At 37.3% G+C, this 23,571-nt stretch carries 20 protein-coding genes, 1 pseudogene and 1 riboswitch; of the genes and pseudogenes, 10 read left to right on the forward strand and 11 right to left on the reverse strand.

The genetic code is table 11. The features are described 5' to 3' along the window. Positions 1–517: 517 nt before the first annotated feature. The 5 genes and pseudogenes from V3595_RS20100 to V3595_RS20120 all read left to right on the forward strand — a co-directional run. On the forward strand, positions 518–1,564 hold the full coding sequence (locus tag V3595_RS20100) for an NADH:flavin oxidoreductase/NADH oxidase (RefSeq protein ID WP_485909024.1): 1,047 nt from the start codon (positions 518–520) through the stop codon (positions 1,562–1,564). 112 nt (positions 1,565–1,676) lie between these two features. Continuing rightward, positions 1,677–2,198: a VOC family protein gene (locus tag V3595_RS20105; RefSeq protein WP_430114026.1), complete on the forward strand. Its 522-nt coding sequence runs from the start codon at positions 1,677–1,679 to the stop codon at positions 2,196–2,198. A gap of 192 nt (positions 2,199–2,390) precedes the next feature. Beyond that, entirely contained in the window at positions 2,391–2,804 is a 414-nt protein-coding gene (locus V3595_RS20110) for a MarR family winged helix-turn-helix transcriptional regulator (RefSeq protein WP_430114024.1), read from the forward strand. A 57-nt stretch (positions 2,805–2,861) separates the two neighbouring features. Further along, positions 2,862–3,302: a DMT family transporter gene (locus V3595_RS20115; protein WP_430114023.1), complete on the forward strand. Its 441-nt coding sequence runs from the start codon at positions 2,862–2,864 to the stop codon at positions 3,300–3,302. A 92-nt stretch (positions 3,303–3,394) separates the two neighbouring features. Continuing rightward, positions 3,395–3,715, forward strand: a pseudogene (locus V3595_RS20120) (MFS transporter); the annotation flags it as partial. A 148-nt stretch (positions 3,716–3,863) separates the two neighbouring features. On the opposite strand, the gene V3595_RS20125 reads toward V3595_RS20120, so the two are convergent. The 3 genes from V3595_RS20125 to V3595_RS20135 all read right to left on the reverse strand — a co-directional run bounded on the left by V3595_RS20125 (position 3,864) and on the right by V3595_RS20135 (position 7,665). Further along, positions 3,864–4,688 (reverse strand): MBL fold metallo-hydrolase, encoded by an 825-nt coding sequence (locus V3595_RS20125; RefSeq protein ID WP_485909027.1) that lies wholly within the window; start codon positions 4,686–4,688, stop codon positions 3,864–3,866. Positions 4,689–4,985: 297 nt separating this feature from the next. Beyond that, on the reverse strand, positions 4,986–5,438 hold the full coding sequence (locus V3595_RS20130; protein WP_072272946.1) for a GNAT family N-acetyltransferase: 453 nt from the start codon (positions 5,436–5,438) through the stop codon (positions 4,986–4,988). A 301-nt stretch (positions 5,439–5,739) separates the two neighbouring features. Beyond that, positions 5,740–7,665 (reverse strand): sigma 54-interacting transcriptional regulator, encoded by a 1,926-nt coding sequence (locus tag V3595_RS20135; protein ID WP_485909030.1) that lies wholly within the window; start codon positions 7,663–7,665, stop codon positions 5,740–5,742. A gap of 268 nt (positions 7,666–7,933) precedes the next feature. Here V3595_RS20135 and V3595_RS20140 point away from each other — a divergent pair, with 268 nt between their 5' ends. Genes V3595_RS20140 through V3595_RS20155 form a run of 4 tightly spaced genes read left to right on the forward strand, consistent with a single transcriptional unit; the run spans position 7,934 to position 13,004 of the window. Then, the gene (locus V3595_RS20140; protein WP_485909032.1) at positions 7,934–9,133 is read left to right on the forward strand and encodes an iron-containing alcohol dehydrogenase; all 1,200 of its coding nucleotides are present in this window, start codon (positions 7,934–7,936) and stop codon (positions 9,131–9,133) included. Between the two features lie 31 nt (positions 9,134–9,164). Then, a complete protein-coding gene (locus V3595_RS20145) occupies positions 9,165–10,520 on the forward strand; it encodes a GntP family permease (RefSeq protein ID WP_485909034.1) in 1,356 nt (451 codons plus the stop codon). A 26-nt stretch (positions 10,521–10,546) separates the two neighbouring features. Next, positions 10,547–11,452 carry an NAD(P)-dependent oxidoreductase gene (locus V3595_RS20150; RefSeq protein ID WP_485909036.1) on the forward strand — a complete coding sequence of 302 codons (906 nt, stop codon included), beginning with the start codon at positions 10,547–10,549 and terminating at the stop codon, positions 11,450–11,452. A gap of 28 nt (positions 11,453–11,480) precedes the next feature. Continuing rightward, entirely contained in the window at positions 11,481–13,004 is a 1,524-nt protein-coding gene (locus V3595_RS20155) for a CoA-acylating methylmalonate-semialdehyde dehydrogenase (protein ID WP_485909215.1), read from the forward strand. Positions 13,005–13,349: 345 nt separating this feature from the next. Next, positions 13,350–13,451: riboswitch (glycine riboswitch) on the reverse strand. 147 nt (positions 13,452–13,598) lie between these two features. Here V3595_RS20155 and speB read toward each other — a convergent pair. The 5 genes from speB to V3595_RS20180 all read right to left on the reverse strand — a co-directional run bounded on the left by speB (position 13,599) and on the right by V3595_RS20180 (position 20,918). After that, positions 13,599–14,600 carry an agmatinase gene (gene speB / locus V3595_RS20160; RefSeq protein WP_485909038.1) on the reverse strand — a complete coding sequence of 334 codons (1,002 nt, stop codon included), beginning with the start codon at positions 14,598–14,600 and terminating at the stop codon, positions 13,599–13,601. A 358-nt stretch (positions 14,601–14,958) separates the two neighbouring features. After that, positions 14,959–16,431, reverse strand: a complete 1,473-nt coding sequence (locus tag V3595_RS20165; RefSeq protein ID WP_485909040.1) for an aldehyde dehydrogenase family protein — start codon at positions 16,429–16,431, stop codon at positions 14,959–14,961. A 188-nt stretch (positions 16,432–16,619) separates the two neighbouring features. Beyond that, on the reverse strand, positions 16,620–17,798 hold the full coding sequence (locus V3595_RS20170) for an iron-containing alcohol dehydrogenase (protein ID WP_148359616.1): 1,179 nt from the start codon (positions 17,796–17,798) through the stop codon (positions 16,620–16,622). Positions 17,799–17,916: 118 nt separating this feature from the next. Continuing rightward, positions 17,917–19,389, reverse strand: coding sequence for an aldehyde dehydrogenase family protein (locus V3595_RS20175; protein WP_485909042.1), 1,473 nt, complete (start codon positions 19,387–19,389; stop codon positions 17,917–17,919). A 137-nt stretch (positions 19,390–19,526) separates the two neighbouring features. Further along, entirely contained in the window at positions 19,527–20,918 is a 1,392-nt protein-coding gene (locus V3595_RS20180; protein WP_485909044.1) for an APC family permease, read from the reverse strand. A gap of 151 nt (positions 20,919–21,069) precedes the next feature. Between V3595_RS20180 and V3595_RS20185 the strand changes: the two genes are divergently transcribed. Beyond that, positions 21,070–21,873, forward strand: coding sequence for a MerR family transcriptional regulator (locus V3595_RS20185; protein ID WP_485909046.1), 804 nt, complete (start codon positions 21,070–21,072; stop codon positions 21,871–21,873). 331 nt (positions 21,874–22,204) lie between these two features. Here V3595_RS20185 and V3595_RS20190 read toward each other — a convergent pair whose 3' ends face one another. The 3 genes from V3595_RS20190 to V3595_RS20200 all read right to left on the reverse strand — a co-directional run bounded on the left by V3595_RS20190 (position 22,205) and on the right by V3595_RS20200 (position 23,558). After that, a complete protein-coding gene (locus tag V3595_RS20190) occupies positions 22,205–22,429 on the reverse strand; it encodes a hypothetical protein (RefSeq protein WP_485909048.1) in 225 nt (74 codons plus the stop codon). 177 nt (positions 22,430–22,606) lie between these two features. Further along, on the reverse strand, positions 22,607–22,855 hold the full coding sequence (locus tag V3595_RS20195) for a hypothetical protein (RefSeq protein ID WP_485909050.1): 249 nt from the start codon (positions 22,853–22,855) through the stop codon (positions 22,607–22,609). A 211-nt stretch (positions 22,856–23,066) separates the two neighbouring features. Continuing rightward, positions 23,067–23,558, reverse strand: coding sequence for a hypothetical protein (locus V3595_RS20200; protein WP_485909052.1), 492 nt, complete (start codon positions 23,556–23,558; stop codon positions 23,067–23,069). Positions 23,559–23,571: the final 13 nt, after the last annotated feature.

Consider the following 23,571-nt stretch of genomic DNA (forward strand, 5'->3'; position numbering starts at 1 on the left):
TATTCTGCATTAATAATTCCTCCTTCCAATCAACCCTATCACAAATTTATGTTTAATATACTAACCATACTAACTAATGAACTAAACTGCCCCGTTAGTTCCATAAGAAAAAAGAGCTGCCAAAGCAACTCCCTTATTGAAGTAAAGCACCCGTTAGTTGAATAAGAACAATAATTATAAACTCATTAAATTCCCAGTAACGATTATTGCTAATGTTGCCCATACAAGAAAAAGGATTGCAGTAAGATGCGGGGATACTTCCTCTTTGATAGCTTTTATTAAATGTAAATATAAAACTATATCCAAAAATGAAAAATAAAATTACATCCAGAGCATGACTTTTTCCATTTTATTCAATTTTAAATACCCTTGTTTTAATTATCGAAACCAGGTTAGTTAACAAAGGGGCAAAATTATTTGACTTAATTATTGTTTGCGTATATATTATTTGCATGCGCAAGTAATTAAATAATATTTTTGTTGCTTGCGCAAACAACTAAAAAAGGAGACGATTTTTATGGCAACTTTACCAACGCCATTTACTATAAAAGGGTTAGAACTTAAAAACAGAATCGTGATGGCACCTATGTGTCAATATTCAGTAGATAAACAGGATGGTACGCCAAACAACTGGCACTTTGTTCATTATGTTTCAAGAGCAGTAGGTGGAACAGGACTTATCATCGTTGAAATGACAAGTGTTGATCCTGAGGGGCGTATTACAAATGGAGATTTAGGGTTGTGGTCAGACGAACAAATTCCTGCATATAAAAGAATTGTCAATGAAGTTCATAAATATGGAGCGAAAATTGGTATTCAAATTGCACATGCTGGTCGAAAAGCTGAAGATGCAACTCAACCAGTAGGGCCCTCAGAGATCGTAGTGGAACCTTTACCAGAAGAAAGCAAAAATGGAGAGTTAAAACCACCAAGAGCTCTGACAACAGAAGAAGTAAAAACAACAGTAGTTCAATTTAAGGAGGCTGCACGTCGAGCTGTTGAAGCTGGCTTTGACACAATTGAACTTCACGGTGCACATGGCTATCTAATGCATCAATTTCTATCACCGTCTATTAACAATCGCATTGATGAGTATGGTCAAGACCTATCTAGATTTGGAGTGGAAGTTGTTCAAGCTGTGCGCAGTGTTATGCCAAAGGACATGCCCCTTATTATGAGAATGTCAGCTATTGAATATATAGATGGCGGTTATAAGATTGAACATGCTATTGAAATGGCTAAAGAATTTAAAAAAGCCGGTGTCGATATGTTCCATATTTCAAGTGGTGGAGAAGGACCTCCAGGCGAATTAAAGCCAGCAAATCATCCGGGTTATCAAGTACCTTTTGCACGTGCATTCAAAGAAGCATTAAATATTCCCGTTATTGCAGTAGGTAACTTAAGTGACTCACAGGTAGCAGAAGCTACACTTGCAAATGGAGATGCAGACCTTATAGCTGTAGCTAGAGGAATGTTAAATGACCCATATTGGGGATTGCATGCTATAAAAGTAGTAGCTCGAACAGTAACACCACCTGTACAGTACGAGAGAGCAATTCGATAACGTTTTATAAAGCATTTCTTAAATAACTCTATAGTCTTGTTTCAAAATGTGTGCATGCGCTTTTAAAACAAGACTGATACTAATAAACATTAAACAAAGGAGATATTACAACATGACAAACATTACACGAGGCATTGACCATATTGGAGTAACAGTACCCGATATCGAAGAAGCTACAGTTTTCTTTAAAAAAGCTTTTGACGCTAAAATTGCTTATGATAATAAAAAATTAGAAGATGAACCTTTAGCCGGACCCGATGTAGAAAAAACATTAGGACTCAATAAAGGAACAAGAGTTGTCCATATGCGTATACTTTCTTTCGAAAATAGTGCTAGTATCGAACTATTTAAATTCGTAGATACTGATCAACGACAACCGTCTATTGCTTCTGATTACGGTGTTCAACATTTTGGCTTCTATGTGGATGAAATAAAAGAAGCTGCTAATCGTTTCGTTGAAGCAGGCGGAGAACTATTAAATGATCCTGGCGAATTGTTAGGTGATGTTGAAGATGGAACAGGACATTTTGTATATGGTCGTGCACCTTGGGGAATGTTAATCGAACTCATTAGCTATACACCAAATGGATTAGATTATCCAGAAGAGAGTGAAGCAAAACGTTTCACACCTTAATGGCTAATCTGGAGACTAGTCATATTTAAGATATAAAATAACAACTCAAAAGGCACATTTCTATAAATTAATATAGGAATGCGCTTTTTGTTCATTGAAATAGTAAGTTCTCTTTCTCTAAAAAATTATTTACTATATACTTTAAGTACAGATCGTAGAAGTTAATATATTATTTATAGGAAGGCGATTACTTTGAACACACAAAAAAACGTACTTAATCCTTGGGTTAATTTTTCAAAATACCACAACAGAATTTCAAATTCTCTTGACCATATACTTCAAGAGAATTATCAACTTGGTCTTAAAGAATTTTATTTAATGATGTTTTTATATGAGTCAGAAGAGAAGAAACTTCGACTTTCACAGCTCCAAAAAATGGTGGATCTAAGCCTGAGTGCTGTTTCAAGATTAGTTTCGAGATTAGAAAATCATAAATATAAGGCAGTAAAACGTTCTACTTTCGAAGGAGACAAACGAGGTTTTTATGTTGTACTTACTTCTGAGGGAGAAAAGCATATTGTTAAAATTATTGAAGAAGTAAATAAAACTCTTAATGAAGCGATGTCTGAAAAAGACATTAATAATTTACGTTTATTTACAGACTAAACAATTCTCAGTAGCAATCAGCTCTGTCGACCATAAAAGAGTTATGGGAGGACTATAATGATAATTTTTTTAATTATATTTGCATTATTAGCTGGCATGGCTTTACCTACTCAATTTAGTGTCAATGCTCAATTGAGATCTGTCGTACAATCCCCTATCATTGCCTCAACTATTTCTTTTATAGTTGGTGCAATTGTTTTGATTCTTATATCTCTGTTCGGAAAAGGCATGAGTGTAAATAAAGAATGGTTCGCAGCACCGTGGTGGGTATGGACCGGAGGCCTGTTAGGAGCTTTTTATGTAGTTGCATCTATTGTACTTATACCTCGTCTAGGAGCTACTGCTACAGTTGCTTATATTCTTGCAGGTCAGATGGTTGCTTCTACTTTAATTGACCATTTTGGATTAATAGGAGTGCATGTGCACTCTTTAAGTATTCCTAGAGCAATAGGAATACTTTTAATCATTTTTGGAGTTATTATCATTCAAAAATTTTAAAATACAAAATATAGAAGAAAATTGTTGTGAAATCGAGGTAGGAGCTCATGACAATGGCAGAAAATGATACAAATACATCAATATAGCAGCCTATATGGTTGCAAGAATATATTGATTCACCAGAAAGACAAATACATCTTTATAAAAAAACATTAAGAATTTTGATTTTTTCATATATCTTTGGGGGAGCAGGACTCGGAGCCGGTATAACAGTAGGAACGCTTCTTGCACAAGACATGCAAGGGACTGAAAATGCATCAGGGATTCCAACTGCCCTATTTACTTTAGGTTCTGCAGGAGCTGCCCTACTTATAGGCCGGTCTTCACAACGTTTTGGCAGTAGAGCAGGACTTGCAGGTGGGTTAGGTGCTATCGGTGTTATTATTGCAGCTTTAACCAACAGCATCGCACTTTAAATCAGAATTTTGTTGAACTATCCTGCCCCGTTAGTTCATTAAGAAAAGCCATTCATATTAAAAAATAGCGCCCGATTGCTGAACAAAAAAATCCTGCACATCAACACAGGACCTTTGATAAAACTTTTATATAAACGATCAGGCTTTATGTAGTAAACAACGTTCCATTTAGTGCTTTAACGTACCTAGTTGCAGATTTTTGAACTTGGTTATGGGCTTCTTCTTTAATTACTCGGTGAAAAGCGTCATATAACCGACCAAACTTAAATTCATTAACCCGATTTGCGATTCTTTCTACTGTTACACTGGGCATTGGGATGAAGTTTGGATAACTATACATAAAACTTACCCATTGGCGATCAGCAACGATCCGAATGATATCCCCAGTCAGTAATATTCCGTTCTGGCTGAATCCGTTTTTCCATTCTAAAACGGTGCCGCCTTTAAAATGTCCACCAATTCTCTGAAGTATGACACCTTGCTGTAATTCAAGCGATTCTCCAGACCAGAAAATGATTTTTTCGCTTGGCCTCGTTACCCAGTCTCTTTCATCTTCATGAATATAAATCGGAGCGTCAAAAGCTTCGGCCCATTCCACTTGACTAGAGAAATAGTGAGGGTGAGATAACGCTATAGCATCGATTCCACCTAAATCTTCAATTTGCGTAACCGTATCTTGATCAATATATGTAATACAGTCCCATAATAAATTAAAATTCTTATCTTTTATTAGATAAGCAGTTTGTCCGATTCCAAAATTCGGAATAGTATTTATGCTATATAACCCCTCTTCGTCAAGATTAATAGAATTTTTAAATATTCCATCTTTTTTCATCATTTCTAATGTTGTCCATGTTTGCCCTTTAGGACTAACATATTGTCTTTCTTCCCCGCAAATCAAACATTGATTAGGTACTTCTTTAGAGCCTTCATATTGGACTCCACATGTCTCACAAATATAATTAACCATAACCTTTTTCCCCCATATCTACAAAACCTTAACATTAATTATTATATATAAATAAGGTAAAATTTTTAAATTTAATGCTCAATTCCACTTCCTTTATGTTTGGGTTATATATAAAAAAATACAAATTCTTTAGTGGTCATTTATTCAACAATCTGGCCCAATTGTTGAACAACTCCATATGCACTCTTGAACTATCCTGCCGTTAGTTCTATAAGAAAAAGCCGCCTTAAAGACAGCTCCGATCTTCAGCTATAGCACCCGTTAGTTGATGAAGAATTAAAGTTTTTTGTATTTAATTCAAGAAAGGTTCATTGTCATTAATATTCGAGACTCGTTTGTCACAAAGCCGTTTTTTCTGAAAAACAACTCCGGCTTACCTTTGCCTCTCTCGGTTGATAAATATGCGGCATCGACTTTTCTCTGTTTAAGGATATTCCCTAAATATTTTAGTAAACTCGAACCAACCCCGTTTTGTTGGATATTATTTAGAACGCAGATTTCATTTATGTAAAAGTTCTTGCTATCAGCCCATTGCTCTTCATTTCCGACTAAAAAGCCAATCATTTGATTATTAGAATTAAAATAACCTATTCCTATATAGCCAGGGGTCTTACTTATATCTAACAATCGTTTGTAAGATGTTTGAAAAATCCAAGGTTCGTTCCAAGGATTAGAGCTAAAAACATTGGTGAAAATCTTTGATACTTCTTCTAAATCTTTTTCTGACAATACACGAATTGTATTCTGCATTAATAATTCCTCCTTCCAATCAACCCTATCACAAATTTATGTTTAATATACTAACCATACTAACTAATGAACTAAACTGCCCCGTTAGTGCCATAAGAAAAAGAACTGCCGAAGCAACCCCTTGTTAAAGTAAAGTGTTGTAATTCTTGTGCGAAAAGTGTTAGTTCACTAGAGATGATAGGATTCATAAAAAAACACCATCCTTTCTCGTAAACTTCTTACAATAAGCATAGCGTTTTTTCATTTTTGAAGGTATCGTTTTAACTTTGCTTGATGGGCATGTGAAGCTACCCTATCAAGTTTATCTTAGGTGATGTTTGACCATTTTTTTATATAAAGTAGTTCGGTGGATGCCGAGAATTTTAGCTGCCTTCGATTTGTTTCCGTCTACTTTCTGTAAGATGTTTAAAATAAGTTCACGTTCACGTTCTTCGTTCGCCACTTTTTCATTAACCAGCAAATTAGAGGTTGTTGAACTATTTCCTTGGTGAGGAGAACCTAATTGCTGATCTAATTCTAGCTCAGTAGTTATAAGAGGATTAATAGTATGAGTTGAGATTTGGCCTGTTTTTTCACTAGGATATTTACTATATTTATTTTTAGTCCTCATAAGATAGTCTGTAAGATGTGGTGGCAGATCTTCTAGTTGAATTCGTGCTTGATCTGAAAGAACAACTAAGCTTTCTAAAAGGTTTGCCATTTCCCGAACATTTCCAGGCCAATCATATTGAATGAAACTTTCCAAGACTTCTCGACTTAATTTAACGGGGGGGATTTGGTATTTGTTGTAACAATCTTCTAATAATTTCGATACTAAAATAGGAATATCTGTTTTTCTATTTTTAAGGGGAGGGATGTGCAAACGAATGATATTTAGACGATAGAATAAATCTTTTCGAAAGGTTCCCTTTTCAACCAACTGCTCTAATGGCTGGTTCGTTGCGGCAATAATACGTACGTTCACATGAATTTCATTAATGCCCCCAATCCTTTCAAATTTTTGTTCCTGCAAGATGCGGAGCAGTTTAGCTTGTAGATGAAGGGACATGTCTCCAATTTCATCCAAAAAAAGCGTTCCGTTATGAGCCAATTCAAATTTCCCTGGTTTTCCTCCCTTGCTTGCTCCTGTAAAAGCTCCATGGTTATACCCAAAAAGCTCAGATTCAAGCAACTCATCAGGAATAGCCGCACAGTTAATGGATATTAATGGACCATTTTTTACTGGACTTAAATTATGAATAGCTTTGGTAAACAACTCTTTTCCAACACCGCTTTCACCGATAATTAAAATCGTAGCCATTGTCTTTGCTGCTCGACGGGCTATTTTTTTAACTTCACCTATAGAGCTACTTTCACCGATGATTTTATCAAATGTAATCGTTTCTTCATCTTTCTTGGGATATTCAAGTGTAACCTGTTTATGACCCGATTTATCCTTAAGGGTCTGCATCCTATCAAAGACTTTAGAGAGCTCTGAAACTCCTTCGAAAACAAGCATTCCTATTGCACCAATCACTTTATCATTTCTCCATATCGGAATTACGCTAGCAATCATTTCTTGTCCCTGCAAAATGACCGCATTATTGCGTTCAGGAATTCCCGTTTCAAGAACAACTGGCAACCGGGTATTGTCAATTACTTCAGTACAATGCTTACCTATAACTTCTTCCTTCCTCTTTTGTACGAAACGGCTGTAGGAATTATTAAAAAGTTGGATTACGCCGTTTTGATCTACTACAGTTATACCTTCATAGGCTGTATCAAAACAAAGATCGTACATTTTTACTATTTGATCTAATGATTGTACTTTTTCGTTCAATACAAAGAATTGGTTTAGCAACCTTCTCGTTGAAGGGAAACGACCAATAAGACGTCCATTTCTATCTAATACTGGAATACGCGTTCCAAACTGAAAGGAAAGTTCGTTTATAGGATCGTCAGCATAGCAAGCAGGGAACTTCTTAATCATGATATTTTGAATTTCTTGTTCTAAAGGTGTGCCATCCATAAATGCTCTCATTATTATTGAGAAGGTGACAATCCCCTTTACTATACAATCTTCGTTAACCACTGCTATGTTATCTATTTCGTATTTCGACATGATATTAGCAGCTTTATAAATAGAGTCGTGAATTTGTAATAAATAAGACTCTTCTTCCATCCAATCTTCTACGATTCCGTCCTTAAAAATATTATAGGAGACGCTTTTATTATTTAAAACATTCATCAAGAATCACCTATCTTATATATAATTTTAAATTGAACGTGAATTTTGAATAATATTAATATTCAAAATAATACTAAAGGAAATTGTTGTCATTTGTCAACGAAGTTGTTCTTGTTTATCTACATAATTATCGATCGAGTGTCGCTTTTCGAAAACAGATATTTAAGAAACGGATGGGCACTTACAGGAGATTTGGCTTAATAACGAGTTGGCACAACTCTTGCATTATTTTATAACTGAAAGTCAATTTTTTATCAGGGGGTGCAGTATGAATTTCATTGGAGAATTACGTACGCCTAATATTGTATATTATGGAAATCTAAGCCTTTCTAAACTAGGCAAAGTGGCAAGTGATTTAGGTTCCAAAGCATTGTTAATCAGTGACAAGCCTATGAAGGATTTAGGTTATGTGGCTAGGGTTATTAGATATCTTCAAGGTGAGGGTGTTCACTCAATTACATATTTGGGAGTGGACTCAGAAACAAAAGATACTCATGTTGAAGAGGCTTTAACTCTTTTTAAAGAGAAGGAATGTGATTTAATTGTTGGCCTAGGCGGAGGAAGTTGCATTGATGCTGCTAAGGCGGTAGCTCTATTGGCTAGAAATGAAAGCGCATTAATTGAATATATGGGTGTGGAAAATGAGATTATAAATGATCCCGTTTCAGTAATAGCTATTCCAACAACAGCTGGAACAGGATCTGAGGTGACTGATGCCTTAGTTGTGACTGATACAATTAAAGATTTAAAAATGATGATTAAACAACCTAAAATAATGCCACAGGTAGCTATTGTTGACCCAAGTCTAACGCTTTCATCACCAAAAATGTTAACAGTTGCCACAGGGATTGATGCATTATGTCACGCTTTAGAAGCTTATATCTCACGTAAGTCTCATCCTTTAACTAATACACTAGCTTTATCATCTATCAAATTAATTATAGATAACATTCAACGTGTTTATGAAGATGGAAATGATTTAGAAGCAAGAACACAGATGGCTTTAGCTTCAATGCAAGCAGGCATTGCTTTTTCTAATTCATCCGTATGCCTTGTTCATGGGATGTCTCGGCCAATTGGTGCCTTGTATAAAGTACCTCATGGGATTTCGAATGCAATGCTTCTATCAACTGTGTTGGAATTTAGTGAAGGCAGCTGCGTTGAAAAACTAGCTCAAGTAGGTCGGACAATTATGGAGGGCATGGAGCAGCAAAGTGATGTGGTCGTGGCAAAAGAAACCGTATTATTCATTAAAAAACTATGTGTTGATTTAAATATTCCTAATCTTAAAGCATGGGGAATTAATGAAGAAGATTTTGAACAATCTTTAGAGAAAATGGCAACTGACGCATTAGCAAGCGGAAGTCCAGGAAATCACCCCCGAGTTCCTAGCAAAGAGGAAATTATTGATCTATATCGGGTCTCCTTTACTAATGACTATTCAACTATGAAACTACTCAAAAAATAATATTGAATTTGGAAAGGGGGGATTGGTTAATATGGCAATTAGTTTTTTAGGTTTAATAGTAGGTCTTGGACTACTCATGTATATGACCATTAAAGGGATAAACATCATTATTGCAGCTGTGTTGTGTTCTGTAGTTGTAAGTATCACAGGCAAGCTTAATCTAATGGAAGCGTTAACAACAGACTACATGGGGGGCTTCACTGGTTTCTTTGCTTCCTGGTTTTTAACATTTTTACTAGGGGCAATTTTTGGGAAAGTCATGGAAGATACAAAATCTGCAAATTCAATTGCAGATTGGGTTCAGCGTAGATTCGGAGCTAAGCGTGCAGTATTTGCTGTTGTAACCGCGTGTGCGCTTATGACGTATGGTGGTGTAAGCGTATTCATCGTTGCCTTTTCCGTATATCCTATTGCAGTTTCTTTGTTTAAAAGTGCTAATTTACCTCATCGTTTTATACCTGGTGCACTTGTCTTTGGATCCATCTCTTTCACTATGACATCGCCAGGGTCACCAGAAATACAAAATTTAATTCCTACTGAACATTTTGGTACGACTCCAACTGCTGGAGGTTGGGTGGGTGTGGTTATTGCTCTATTAATTATGGTTGGAGGTGGAATTCTCTTAGGAAGGATGGTTCAAAAAGCTGTAGATAGAGGAGAAACTTTTTCTATGGACCACATTGCTGAAGGTGCATCGAATGAGGTTGCTGCAACTCGGCTGGAAACAGAGGATGACCCGAATCGAGGAGTATCTGAAAAGGGCTTGCCTAATATAATTATTTCAATCATTCCTTTGATCTCTGTAGTAGCAGTCTTAAATATTGTTGCCAAGTATATCCCGACGGATCAAGCGGTTTTGGTTGCTTTATTTGCGGGAATTGTTGTGGGATGGGCGCTTATGTATAAAAATTCCATTGGCACTCATTGGAAAGCTCTTACTATAGGGGCAGAAAATGCACTTAATGCCATTGCTAATACATGTGCTGTGGTAGGATTTGGTGCAGTTGCAGCAAAAGTACCAGCATTTACTGCTATTGTGGATACGCTTACTAATATGCCTGGGCTAGAATATGCGGGTCTTGCTTTGGCTGTTACGACTATAGCCGCTATTACGGGATCAGCCTCTGGCGGTTTAGGAATCGCCTTACCTATACTTGCACCTATTTATCAAGCACAAGGTTTAGATCCAGGAGCTATGCATCGAATTTCATCCATTGCTTCCGGTGGACTAGATTCTTTACCACATAACGGATACGTCGTTACTACTATCAGAGCGGTATGTAAAGAGACACATCAACGAGCATATAAGCCAGTATTTGTTCTCAGTGTGGTCGTACCTACAGCAGCTTTAGCTTTAGCAGTTATCTTATATATGTATTTTTACTAGATGATACCTGAAGGAGAGATAGAGAGATGAGTTTAAAACATAGGATAGGGTTTATCGGATTAGGAAATATGGGGTTACCTATGGCAGAGAATTTGATTAGTCCCGAACATATAGTATACGGTTTTGACATTAATCCAACAGCCATTGTCAAATTTCAAGAAAATGGTGGACATGTATGTCAAAGTATTAAAGAAGTACTCCAAAATGCAGATGTGATTTTTATTAGTTTGCCTTCACCAGCTATTGTTGAAAAGACATTTTTCGAAGAAGGTATTATTAAGTATGGTGCTGATAATTTAATGATTATTGATACAAGTACAGTAACACCAGAATTAAACCGTAAAGTTTTTACTGCTTGCCAGAAAAATAACTTAAGATACTTAGGTTCTCCAGTAAGTGGCGGTGTTATTGGTGCCGTTAATGCAACCCTAACATTTATGGTTGGCGGACCTAAAGTATACTTTGATGAAGTACAGCCACTGCTAAATATTCTAGGAAAAAATCTGTTTCATGTTGGAGAAAATCCAGATAGTGGCACTGTGATTAAGTTAATCAATAATTTGATGATCGGCTTCTATACCCAAGCAGTTGGGGAAGCGCTAACTCTTGGTGAAAATATGGGCTTAGATCACGAGCGTATGTTTGAAATCCTAAATGTAAGTTATGGCCAAAGCAGAATATATGAAAGAAATTATAAGGAGTATATCGCCGAAAATAACTTTGAACCTGGCTTTACAACAAATCTGTTGTTAAAAGATTTAAAAATAGCTAAGCAAATGGCTGAGGAATGTGAAATTAAACTGCCAATTGGAGACCACTTGGTAGATTGGTATACGCAGGTAGCGAATGAAGGTTATGGAGAGAATGATATGTCTGCTGTTTACTTAATGACTAAGAAGCTAGCTGAAAAAGCAATACCAAAAAAATATTAATAAATTTGGAGGAATAAATAATATGACTATGATTAAAAGTGAATTTAATACGAAAACATTAACTCATTTTATTGGTGGAGAAATGAAACCTGGCAGAAGTGAACGCTTTGGAAAGGTATATAATCCTTCAACGGGTGAAGTAACGGCTTTTTGTCCATATGCTTCTGTAGAGGAAGTAAATGAAACAATTGAAGTGGCACATTCGGCTTTTGCAGCTTGGAAAAATACGTCTGTAGCAAAAAGAGTGGAAGTTATTCATCGCTTTAGAAGCCTTCTAATAGAAGAAACAGAACGACTGGCAAATATAATAGGTCTTGAAAGCGGCAAAACAATTTCTGATGCAAAAGGTGAAATTAGTAGAGGAATTGAATCGGTTGATTTGGCAATAAATGCTCCACATATGTTAAAAGGTGAATACTCTGTCAATGTTGGTGGAAATATCAACTCTTTTTCAATGAAACAGCCTCTAGGTGTGGTTGCAGCGATTTCTCCATTCAATTTTCCAGTAATGGTACCGCTCGCAATGACTTCTATGGCAGTTGTTTGTGGAAATGCAGTAATTTTAAAACCATCTGAACGTGTTCCGAACTCAGCTTTATTTATCTCGGAGCTATGGAAAAAAGCGGGTCTACCAGATGGGATTTGGAGTATCATTAACGGTGACAAAGAGGCAGTTGATGCATTACTTAAAAATCCAAAAGTATGTGCTATATCTTTTGTAGGTTCTACTAGGGTAGCTGAATATGTTTATCACGAAGGAAGCCGTAATAATAAGAGAGTAGCTTCTTTTGGTGGAGGAAAGAATCATATGATTATTATGCCGGATGCTGATTTAGATCAAGTTGTTACTGCCTTCCTAGGTGCAGCATTTGGTTCTGCATCCCAACGCTGTATGGCGATCTCAGCAGCTGTTCCGGTTGGTAAAGCAACAGCTGATGCATTTGTAGCAAAATTAAAAACTCGTGTACTAGAATTAAAAGTAGGGGCATATAATGACAAGAATGCAGACTTCGGAGCTGTAATTACACAAGAATCAAAGGATACTGTTATCAAGTACATTAATGAAAGTCTTGAAGAAGGTGCACAATTATATGTGGATGGCCGGAATCCTAAAATATGTGAAACGGAAAAAGGTTTTTATTTAGGACCAACGATTTTAGATCATGTTACTCCTGATATGAAAATTTATCGTGATGAGGTGTTCGGACCGGCACGTATTGTGGTACGCGTGAATAGCTTAAACGAAGCAATTGAATTAATTAATAATCACGAATATGGTAATGGGGTTACGATTTTTACAGAAAACGGACCTGCTGCAAGAAAGTTCTCAGAACAAATTGAAGTGGGAATGGTCGGTGTGAACGTACCGATTCCGATACCAGTCGGATACTACAACTTTGGAGGGTGGAAGCGTTCGAAATTCGGGGAAGGCCACATGTTTGGTCCAGACACCGTTCGCTTTTTTACAAAAACCAAAACGGTTTCAGAAAGATGGCCGGAATCCAAAGACAACGAAAATAAAGCGGAATTTTCTTTTCCAAGTAATCAATAACTAAATAATTTCATTACGTTGAGATAAGTCGAATTTTCATAGGGAAATGTAATTAACAAATGAAATATATTGAAATAAGCGCAAAACGCTTGGATGATTTTATGATTCCAAGCGTTTTTTGCTAATGAATTTATTAATTTATCTACGAAATTAAGGAACTCAAGATAATGGACAAAGAAAATTAGACATCTATCAAATAATTGCTACTGTGCTAAGTTGTTCTCCTTATCAAAGAGTGAAGTATATAGCAACATTCCCTTCTCTGTCCTTTTACCTGAGAATTTACTCTATGCTAAAAAGAGTCTTCCCCTTTGTGGCGTTTTATAAACGCGCTCTCCAGAGTTGCGTCCTATTATGTTCTTTTACCTGAGAGATTTGTTCCAAGGGTTTTTTTTGGAATTTGCTCCTTCGGTGGCTGTCTACATTGCACTCTCCCACAATCGTCATCCGTTATACATTTTTTAAACACTCTAAATAGACGATTATTTACATAAGTGCTTTTTATGATATCGCCTCTATATTTTCAGGAAACAAAGAAAAGATAAAACGGAGGAAAATCACTTTATATCAGCAAACGCTTTCAAATTTAACAGACTAATACTTCTTTATGAAGTTCTGCTCTTGATGATCGCTGATTGCATCCTGATTTTTCTCTTTTTCTTTTAAAATATAACTAAGCAAGTCTAATGAGAGGCGTGCTGCCACTTGTCCAGTTATTCCCGTATGATCGTAAGGAGTAGCTACTTCTACCATATCAAAACCGATTACTTCTCCTCTTTTTGCAATTCCATGGAGTAATTCGTTGACTTCATCATAAAGCAGGCCTCCAGGAGAAGGTGTGCCTGTCGCAGGGGCGATCGATGGGTCGAGGCCATCAATGTCCATGGTAATATAATATTTTTCACCTGCTGGAATAAGTTCCAGAACCTGTTCAAATCCCATCTTTCTCATTTGGCGGGGAGACAAGATGACACTTCCGTATTCTCTGGCAGCATCGACATCTTCTTTTTTACTGCTGCTGATTCCACGAATGCCCAATTGGAAAATCTTTTGAACATGATTCATTTCAGATAAGCGGCGTATGCAACTTCCATGTCCTACCCGCATTCCTGAACGGTGATCTGCCCAGTCTAAATGCGCATCAATCTGGATCACATGAAATGGCCCGAGTTCACCCAAGCCCTTTCCTACTGGAATTGTAATGGAATGATCTCCCCCTAAAACAACCGGCATTGCACCTTTTGAAACGATTTTTCGAATGGCTTCTTCCGTATTATCATGGGATTGCATCATATCCCCATGTACCATGTCTACATCGCCGCAATCAACAACTTTCCATTTCGGGCCAAGATACGTGATATCATTTTCAATATCATAGGCTCCATCTAACCCGAAACTATATAATGTAGAGCCTTCACGAATTCCTCTTGGACCCATTCTTGCGCCTGACTTCCATTGTGTTCCCATATCATTTGGAACTCCAATGACAGCTACATCTGCATCTAGCTGGTCTAGATCAGGACATACGGGATATTTCCCGAAAGTACAGATTCCGGTAAAAGGTAAATTAAGATGTTGTTTTTCATTATTCGACATATACTTTGCCTCCCACTTGTATTACGTTCTCGTTAATATATATGCAAGCTTCATGCCAACCTATAAAACTAGGCAAAACGGAATTGTGTAGTCACTAATGATTACCAGGAACCAACATATTTTCTGATTACTGGATTCTCCTTAGTAAACGCCACAGAGAAAGAGCGCGGGGAATATAATTCATATACAGTAAAATATTATTCTTGTCTTATTACTTTTTACTCGTAAAATAAACAAATAGGCTGACAGCTTTCTTTCTGTTAAAGCCCATCTCCAGAATTAATGTTTGAAAACAAAAATTTCTTCGATGTAAGCATTACTCACTCTCTTTTACTCATTTATCTCTACTTCTCCATTTTTAATGATCAAACCACTTGGTTGGCTCCACTTCTAAATTAATGTTGATTTGTTTTACCTCACTAAACTCATCTAACCCAAAAGTTCCTAACCCCCGACCAATCCCGCTCTGCTTATAGCCTCCCCACGGGGCTTCATTGTAGGCTAAATTATAGGCATTAATCCATGTAATCCCGGCTCTTATTTTCTTAATCACTTTTAAAGCCTTTGCACCGTCTTGGGAAAATACACCTGCCGCGAGGCCATATGGGGTATCATTAGCAAGCTGGATGGCTTCCGCTTCATCTTTAAACTTTTGTACAATCAGTACTGGCCCAAATATTTCTTCCTGAACAATTCTCATGTCCGGTTTGGTATCAACAAATATTGTCGGCTCAACAAAATAGCCCTTTTCAAGCCCATTGCTTGTGATACGCTTGCCGCCGCAGGCTAATGTCGCCCCTTCTTCTATGCCATGTTGAATATATTGGAGTACCTCTTTCATATGTGCTTCACTGACAAGGGCACCCATTTCTGTAGATGGTTGATCACCAGGGCCGACCCGGATCTTTTTCGCTTTCTCTATCAGTCTATCGATAAACTTGTCGTGAATGCTCTCTTCAAGCAGCAAACGCGATCCTGCATTACAAACTTGGCCGGCGTTGACAAAAATTCCATATAAAGCATAATCCACGGCCGTCTCAAAGTCTGCGTCGGCAAAAACGATGTTAGGTGACTTGCCGCCTAATTCGAGTGCAATGTTTTTAATATTTCCAGCTGCTTTTTGCATGACGTTTCTTCCTGTTGACGTGCTGCCAGTAAAGGAAACCATATCGACTTTATCGCTTTCAGCTAGTTCATTTCCTACTGTTCCCCCACCACCCATAACTAGGTTTGCAACGCCATCTGGTATGCCAACTTCTTTGATAATCTCGAACAATTTAGTGGTGGTAACCGGAGTTATCCCGGCTGGTTTAAACACGACCGTATTTCCTGCAGCAAGGGCAGGGGCTATTTTCCAAGCTCCCGTCAGTAAAGGAAAATTCCACGGAGCGATCAGTCCACATACCCCTACCGGCTCTCGAACAACCATAGCCTGTACAGGACCAGAAACAGGATACGTTTGGCCGTCAGGTTTAGTGACTAAGCCGGCATAATAACGAAAACAATCCGCTGCGTCAGCAATGTCAAACTCTGACTCTTTAAGAGGTTTTCCGGTATTGGCTGTTTCAAGTTGGCTAAGCTCAGATACATTTTCTTCAATTTTCTCTGCTATTTTAAATAAATAGGAAGCCCGTTCCGAAGCCGGTAAGTCCGACCAAATCCCGGAATCAAATGCGGTTCGTGCCGCATCAATGGCCATCTTGGCATCTTCTGCATTTCCGTTAGGAGCCTCTGCAATGATCTTGCCGTTTGCCGGATTTACAATATTTTTCTTCTGTTTACTTAAAGAATCCATCCACTCACCATTTATAAACATTTTCAACTTATGCAATTTGAAAAACCTCCAGTTCGTTATTCCTACTTTATAGCAATCTCATATCCATAAATAGCTAATTATGTACCCGCAGCAAGTGGGCATACGCATGTTTTCTGTAAACCATGGCGGCCGCCCAATTAAAACTCCCATTAAGCCGACCGCCGATTCAAAAATTCTAGATCAACATTAATCTAGTTAAATTTTTAAATTAATGTTGTGTTTTTCGCCTCATAAGTCTTTTGAAATAATTCCAAATAATCTGCAGGTGTCACTTTTCGTGAATTAGTCTGTGTACACAAATGAACGGATGCTCCTTCAGCAAGGAATGGGAAATCTTCAGGATTGATATTATTTAAATCTCGGAAATCAGGAATGCCAATTTTACGTGCAAGCTCTTTTAACAATACAACACCTTCATAGGCAGTTTCCTCTATTGTTTTACCTTCTTTATTTGCTCCAAGCTTTTCAGCTACAATCGCATGCTTTTCCGGGTTTGAAGGAATATTAAATTCAAAAACATGTGGAAGAAAGATAGAATTTGCTACCCCATGTGGAGTATCATAAAGACCTCCAAGTGGTTCAGCCATAGCATGTACAGCACCAAGATCCGCGTGATTAAATGCCATACCTGCAATTAAACTGGCTACAAGCATATTTTTCCTTGCTTCTAAGTTGTTCCCATTTTCTACAGCTAACGGAAGGTACTTAGCAATTAATTCAATTGCATAAAGACTGAGAGCATCTGAAATCGGTTCAGCAATATTGCTGGTATAAGCCTCTATAGCGTGTGTAAGTGCATCCATTCCGGTAGCAGCAGTAATAGATTTAGGCAGAGTTAGAGTTAATTCAGGATCCAAAATTGCTAGTTTCGGAGCCAGTCTAATGTCAAGTATAGCCTCTTTCTGTTTTGTAACTGTATCTGTAATGACAGAACCTGTTGTAACCTCACTTCCAGTACCTGAAGTTGTAGGAATACAAATAAGCGGAGTGATTTCTCTCTCTAGTAAATTAAAACCGTAACGATCTCTAAGCTCTCCTCCATGGGTTAAAAGTGTACCAATTGCTTTTGCTGTATCCATCGAACTTCCGCCGCCAAGACCTATCAAAAGATCTATTTCCTCATCTTTAAATTGTTGATAGGCTCTATGGCAATCTACATCTTTTGGATTAGGAGTAATTTCATCAAAAACAATATAATTGACACCTTCTTGGTCTAACGAATCGGTAACCTTTTGTAAAATTCCAGTTTGCGCCAGTCCTTTATCGGTAATTAGAAGTGCCTTTTTTCCTCCTAGCTCTTTTGCTCTTTTCCCAATATTTTTAACTTTTCCGTTCCCAAACTCTATAGAAGTAGGAAGATTGAAATTAAAATCCCAGATCATCATTAATGTCCCCTTTCAATTTTTCAAACAGTGTAATAGTACAGTGACTCACTCTCTTTTACTCTTTTACTCCTTTACTCTTTTACTCTTTTACTCTTTTATATCTACTTCTCCATTTTTAATGATCAAACCACTTGGTTGGCTCCACTTCTAAATTAATGTTGATTTGTTTTACCTCACTAAACTCATCCAAACCAAAAGTTCCTAACCCACGGCCAATTCCGCTCTGTTTGTAGCCTCCCCACGGTGCTTCATTGTAGGCTAGATTATAAGCATTAATCCACGTAATTCCGGCTCTTATTTTCTTAGTCACTCTTAAAGCCTTCGCGCCGTCTTGTGAAAATACACCTGCTGCGAGGCCGTATGGAGTATCATTGGCAAGTTGGATGGCTTCCGCTTCATCTTTAAATTTTTGCACGGTAAGTACTGGCCCGAATATTTCTTCCTGAACAATGCTCATGTCCGGTTTGGTATCAACAAATATCGTCGGCTCAACAAAATAGCCCATTTCAAGTCCATTGCTTGTGATACGCTTGCCGCCGCAGGCTAATGTCGCCCCTTCCTCTATGCCAAGTTGAATATATTGGAGTACCTTATTCATATGTGCTTCACTGACAAGGGCACCCATTTGTGTAGACGGTTGATCACCAGGGCCGACCCGGATCTTTTTCGCTTTCTCTATCAGTCTATCGATAAACTTGTCGTGAATGCTCTCTTCCAGCAGCAAACGTGATCCTGCATTACAAATTTGGCCGGCGTTGACAAAAATACCATATAAAGCATAATCCACGGCTGTCTCAAAGTCTGCGTCGGCAAAAACGATGTTAGGTGACTTGCCGCCTAATTCGAGTGCAATGTTTTTAATATTTCCAGCTGCTGCTTTCATGATGCTTCTGCCTGTCGATGTACTGCCAGTGAACGAAACCATATCAACTTTATCGCTTTCCGCTAGTTCATTTCCTACTATTGCACCACCACCCATAACTAGATTTGCAACGCCATCTGGTATGCCAATTTCTTCGATAATCTCAAATAATTTAGTAGTCGTAATCGGAGTGACCTCGGATGTTTTAAATACAATCGTATTTCCTGCAGCAAGGGCAGGGGCTATTTTCCAAGCTCCCGTCAGTAAAGGAAAATTCCACGGAGCGATCAGTCCACATACCCCTACCGGCTCTCGAACAACCATGGCCTGTACAGGACCTGAAACAGGATACGTTTGGCCGTCCGGTTTAGTGACTAAACCGGCATAATAACGAAAACAATCCGCTGCATCCGCAATGTCAAACTCTGCTTCTTTAAGAGGTTTTCCGGTATTGGCTGTTTCAAGTTGGCTAAGCTCAGATGCATGTTCTTCAATTTTCTCTGCTATTTTAAATAAATAGGAAGCCCGTTCCGAAGCCGGCAGGTCTGACCAAATCCCGGAATCAAATGCGGTTCGTGCCGCATCAATGGCCATCCGGGCATCTTCTGCATTTCCGCTGGGAGCCTCTGCAATAATCTTGCCGTTTGCGGGGTTTACAACATTAGTCTTCTGTTTACTTAAAGAATCCATCCACTCACCGTTTATAAACTTTTTCAGCTTCAACAATTTGAAAAAACCTCCTGTTCGTTATTCTTACTTTAACGATCTCGCTTTAAAAATAGGTAGCGCTTTCATTTTTCTTTATTTTCAAAATATTAGCACCTCCTTTAGTTACATATACTTACTTCAGTGTAAAAAACGGATTAAAAGTCTTCTACCTTTTGGGAAAGAACTTTTTCATTCATATCTTCTACCTCTTGAGGAATGATCTCTTCATCAAAATTAAACTCAGGAAGAGGCTTGCGAAAAAATTTTGTCATATTAAGAAGATATGCTAAGCCACATACCACCCAAATGCCTCCAAGGATCAATGCCTCCATTTCTAGATGTGACCATAACCACATAGTAAATGCTGCACCCATGAGCGGTAAAAATAAATAACTTATGCAGTCGTTAAAAGAACGTTTCTGATTTCTTATAAAATAATGGGCGATGACAGATAGATTAACAGATGTAAAAGCAATGAGCCCTCCAAAATTGATAAACTTGATGACTTGCTCCAGAGTTAACACGACACCTAGTAAAGAAATTATACCTATCACGATAATACCGTGTGACGGTGTTTTAAATTTGGGATGAATATAATCAAATTGCTTAGGCAATACAGAATCCCGGCCCATTGCATATAACACACGTGATGCGCTCGTAATTGAAGCAACGCCTGAAGAAAAGTTACCAATAATTACTGCAGTAATAAATAATGATTTGAATAGGTTTCCTCCAACTAGTATAGCGATTTCCATGGCTGCTGAATCAGTGTTTTCAAATGAAAAGCCCGGATAGACCAATTGTGCTAAGTAGGAAGAGCCAATATACAAAACTCCTATAAACAGCAACATTATGATAATAGCTCTTGGGATGGTTTTTTCAGGATTGATTGTTTCCTCTGACAAGGTAGTAAGTGAGTCAAATCCAAGAAAACTAAAACAAAGAATTGAAGATCCTGCTAAGATTACTGAAACGGGAACCTCTGAATTGAATAATGGTTTAATCGAGAAAAGAGTGCCTGTCCCTACTCCATCTAATAAATTTTTGACGGTTAATATCCAGAAAAAACAAACGAAAATGATTTGAGCAATAACGAAAATTTTACTTGCGGATGCTGATGTCTTTACCCCTAGTATGCTCGGTACAACTATGATAGTAGTTAAAAGAATAATCCACACATAATGTGGAATCCCTGGAAACACTGCACTTAAAAAGACAGTGGACATCAAACACGTCACCATAGGTGTTAACATATAATCAAGCATAATTGTCCAACCAACAATAAACCCAACTTTAGGATTAATAGATTTTTGAGTAAATGTATAAGCTGAACCTGAGATAGGGTATGCCTTTGCCATCTTTCCATAGCTGAGCGCTGTAAAAAATATTGCTAGAAATGCAATACTATACGCACCCGTAATTACACCATGTGAGGTTACGGCAGCTATTCCATAGGTATTAAAAAATACCATGGGGTTATTCCAAGCAATCCCTAAAAAAACAACCTGTGACAAAGTAAGTGTTCTAGCAAGTTTTTTCCGTTTCATAATCAGCTCCCTCACATTTATAAAGAATACTCAGAAGATTTAAATTATTGTGTATTTTGATTATAAAGGTTGTTGTTACACAAAGGTCAACACATGTATTATATTTTTTAAGGGGGCGATTAAACTGAAAGAAAAATTAACTATTGGTGAGATGGCAAAGTTACGAGGGATGACTACGGAGACCTTGCGCCACTATGATCGGATTGACTTATTCAAGCCGCAATATATCGATCCAAACTCGGGGTATCGCTTCTATTCTATTTTCCAGTACGAGGTTTTAGGAACCATTAAAGAGTTACGGCAACTTGGAATGAGTACGGACGAAATAAAGGATTATTTCAATGAACGCAATTTTAGTAAGTCTTTGGACATTCTTAAAGCAAAGCACGAAGATCTTGTTTCAAAGCTGAACGAATTAACTGACTTGGAGGAAAATATCCGGGAAAAAATTGTATATTTGGATCTCGTAGCAAGAGAAAAGGAACTTCAAACGGTTATGTTTCGTGAAATAGGACGCAGGAAGTTAATTACATTGAATGAAAAAATCAATAATAATTTGGAACTCTGTTATGGTGTTATAAGACTAGAAAATATGCTTGCTGAGAAGACACCGATTCTGGCCAGTAACAGACTAGGCATTCTCATCCAGGAAGCGGATCTTAGAACTAAACGTTTTGAAGAACCATCAGTCATTTTTGTTGTGGCAAAAAGTAAAGAAAAAATACCAAAACAGTACCAACGGATTGTTCCGGCTGGGTTATTTGCGTGTATCCGTTATAACGGAGAATTACTATGGAACCGAAGCGAAAGCTTGAGTAAAATATTTGATTATCTTGATGAAGGTGGTTATCAAATTACCGGCGATGCGCTGCAAATTATGCATGTTGATATTACGATCACAGATAAACCAAACGAGATTACCTTTGAAATTCAAGTTCCCGTTCAAAAGGTCTGACCTATTTGCGCAGGACAAATGTTTATGTGTATGGTTTAGACGAAAGATATCGGAGAAGTTTTGATATGGAATTGAACTAGCTAATGGCTAGTTCTTTTTTCAGAAGGGATGCCAACGAAAAACCAATTAAATGGGAATCTTCACTCTTCGCGTTGTAAAATAGCTCCTTGAATGGGAGGCTAAATATATTGTTTTCAACAGTATATCACCTTGTTCAACTAACTCACCCCTTTAGCTCCATAAGAAAAAAGAGCTGCCAAAGCAACCCCTATTCTTGAACTAACACCCGTTAGTTCATTAAGAGTTGAGTTAATAAATATATTTAAAAGTCTCATTTTTTTCCATACTTGATAACAGTTTTAAATTCTTCTCCACCATTTTTATCCTTTAACAAAGCATCCATCTTATCATCTTTAATACTGTAATGTCTCTTATTCAGAAAGCCTACACTTCGGATTGTTTGATGGTCTAAAATTGGTGATAAGTCACCATCTAACACATTAGTATCAACAAACCTGAAGTCAATTAGGTTAGGAAATTGATTTAAAAATTTCAAATTATCAAGATTACCGCAAGAATTAAGGCACAGAACCCGAAGATTTTTCAGAGAGAATAATTCTTCATTTGGTACAAATTTCTTTGATTGATTAATATGTAAATGTTCTAGCGTATTGGCTAATCCAGAAAAAACAAAGTCATTTTGTAATTTAGTACAATAATGTAATTCTAAACGCTATAATTTATTCATTTTTTCTATCCCAAGGAAATCTTGTATATTGGACCAGTTTAATTCTAGATAGAGGAGATTTTCAGGAATACCAACAAAGTTGCCCAGCTTATTCTTTTTATGATGCCAAAGAGTTAAATACTCAATGTTTTCAAGCTCCATCTCATTAAACTTATCTTCTTTTAAGCTTAAGTAAGACTGAAGATTATCTGGTATTTGTTCAAACCAAATCGTATTATTTCTCCAGTTATCCATTATGAACCTCCCCTATATTCGCCATCATCATTTCTTTTATCTTATCATTAGAACTTATTAATCTAAACTGCCCCGTTAGTGCCATAAGAAAAGAGCTGCCTTAAAAGACAGCTCTGATCTTCAGTTAACGGAACCGTTAGGTCAATAACAAAGCTTACCACTATGGTTGATGAGGTGTATTTTTATTTTTATTTTTATTTTTATTTTGGTTTTATTCTCCCCTTACATATTCAGGATTAAATTCGAATGGCATAATATCTGTTTTTTTGTAAGTGACGGGTTTTTCATTCGGCATCGTTATAGTAATTTCAGTTTTTTCCTTGTTCATTTCTAACGTTAGAAATGAAGTCCTATTTGAATCTTCACTATAAATTATAGCAGTTAGCTTATTTCCAGTTGATTCGGTTAACTGTATATGCTTTACGACTTTCTCTTTTCCCTTTTTCGGAATTTTTTGCAGTATATACTTAGCAGATCCTTTGATGTCGCTGCTACCATTAATCATTATGTAATATTCACCATTTGTCCAACCGCCCGTCATATGATACCTTGGTGCATCGTAAGAAGGCTCTGGGGGGGAATCTTGAACCTCGTTTTGTTGAGGAGTATCAACTAATTCATTTTTAAAGTCTAGTTCATTGTCACAAGCAGCAAGAATTCCTATAACCAGGAGTCCTACAGTGACTTTTTTAAAATTAAACAAAGGTATGTCCTCC

Origin of the sequence: Bacillus sp. CFBP9009 (assembly GCF_036541465.1) — a bacterium.
Classification (GTDB): Bacteria; Bacillota; Bacilli; order Bacillales; family DSM-1321; genus Peribacillus.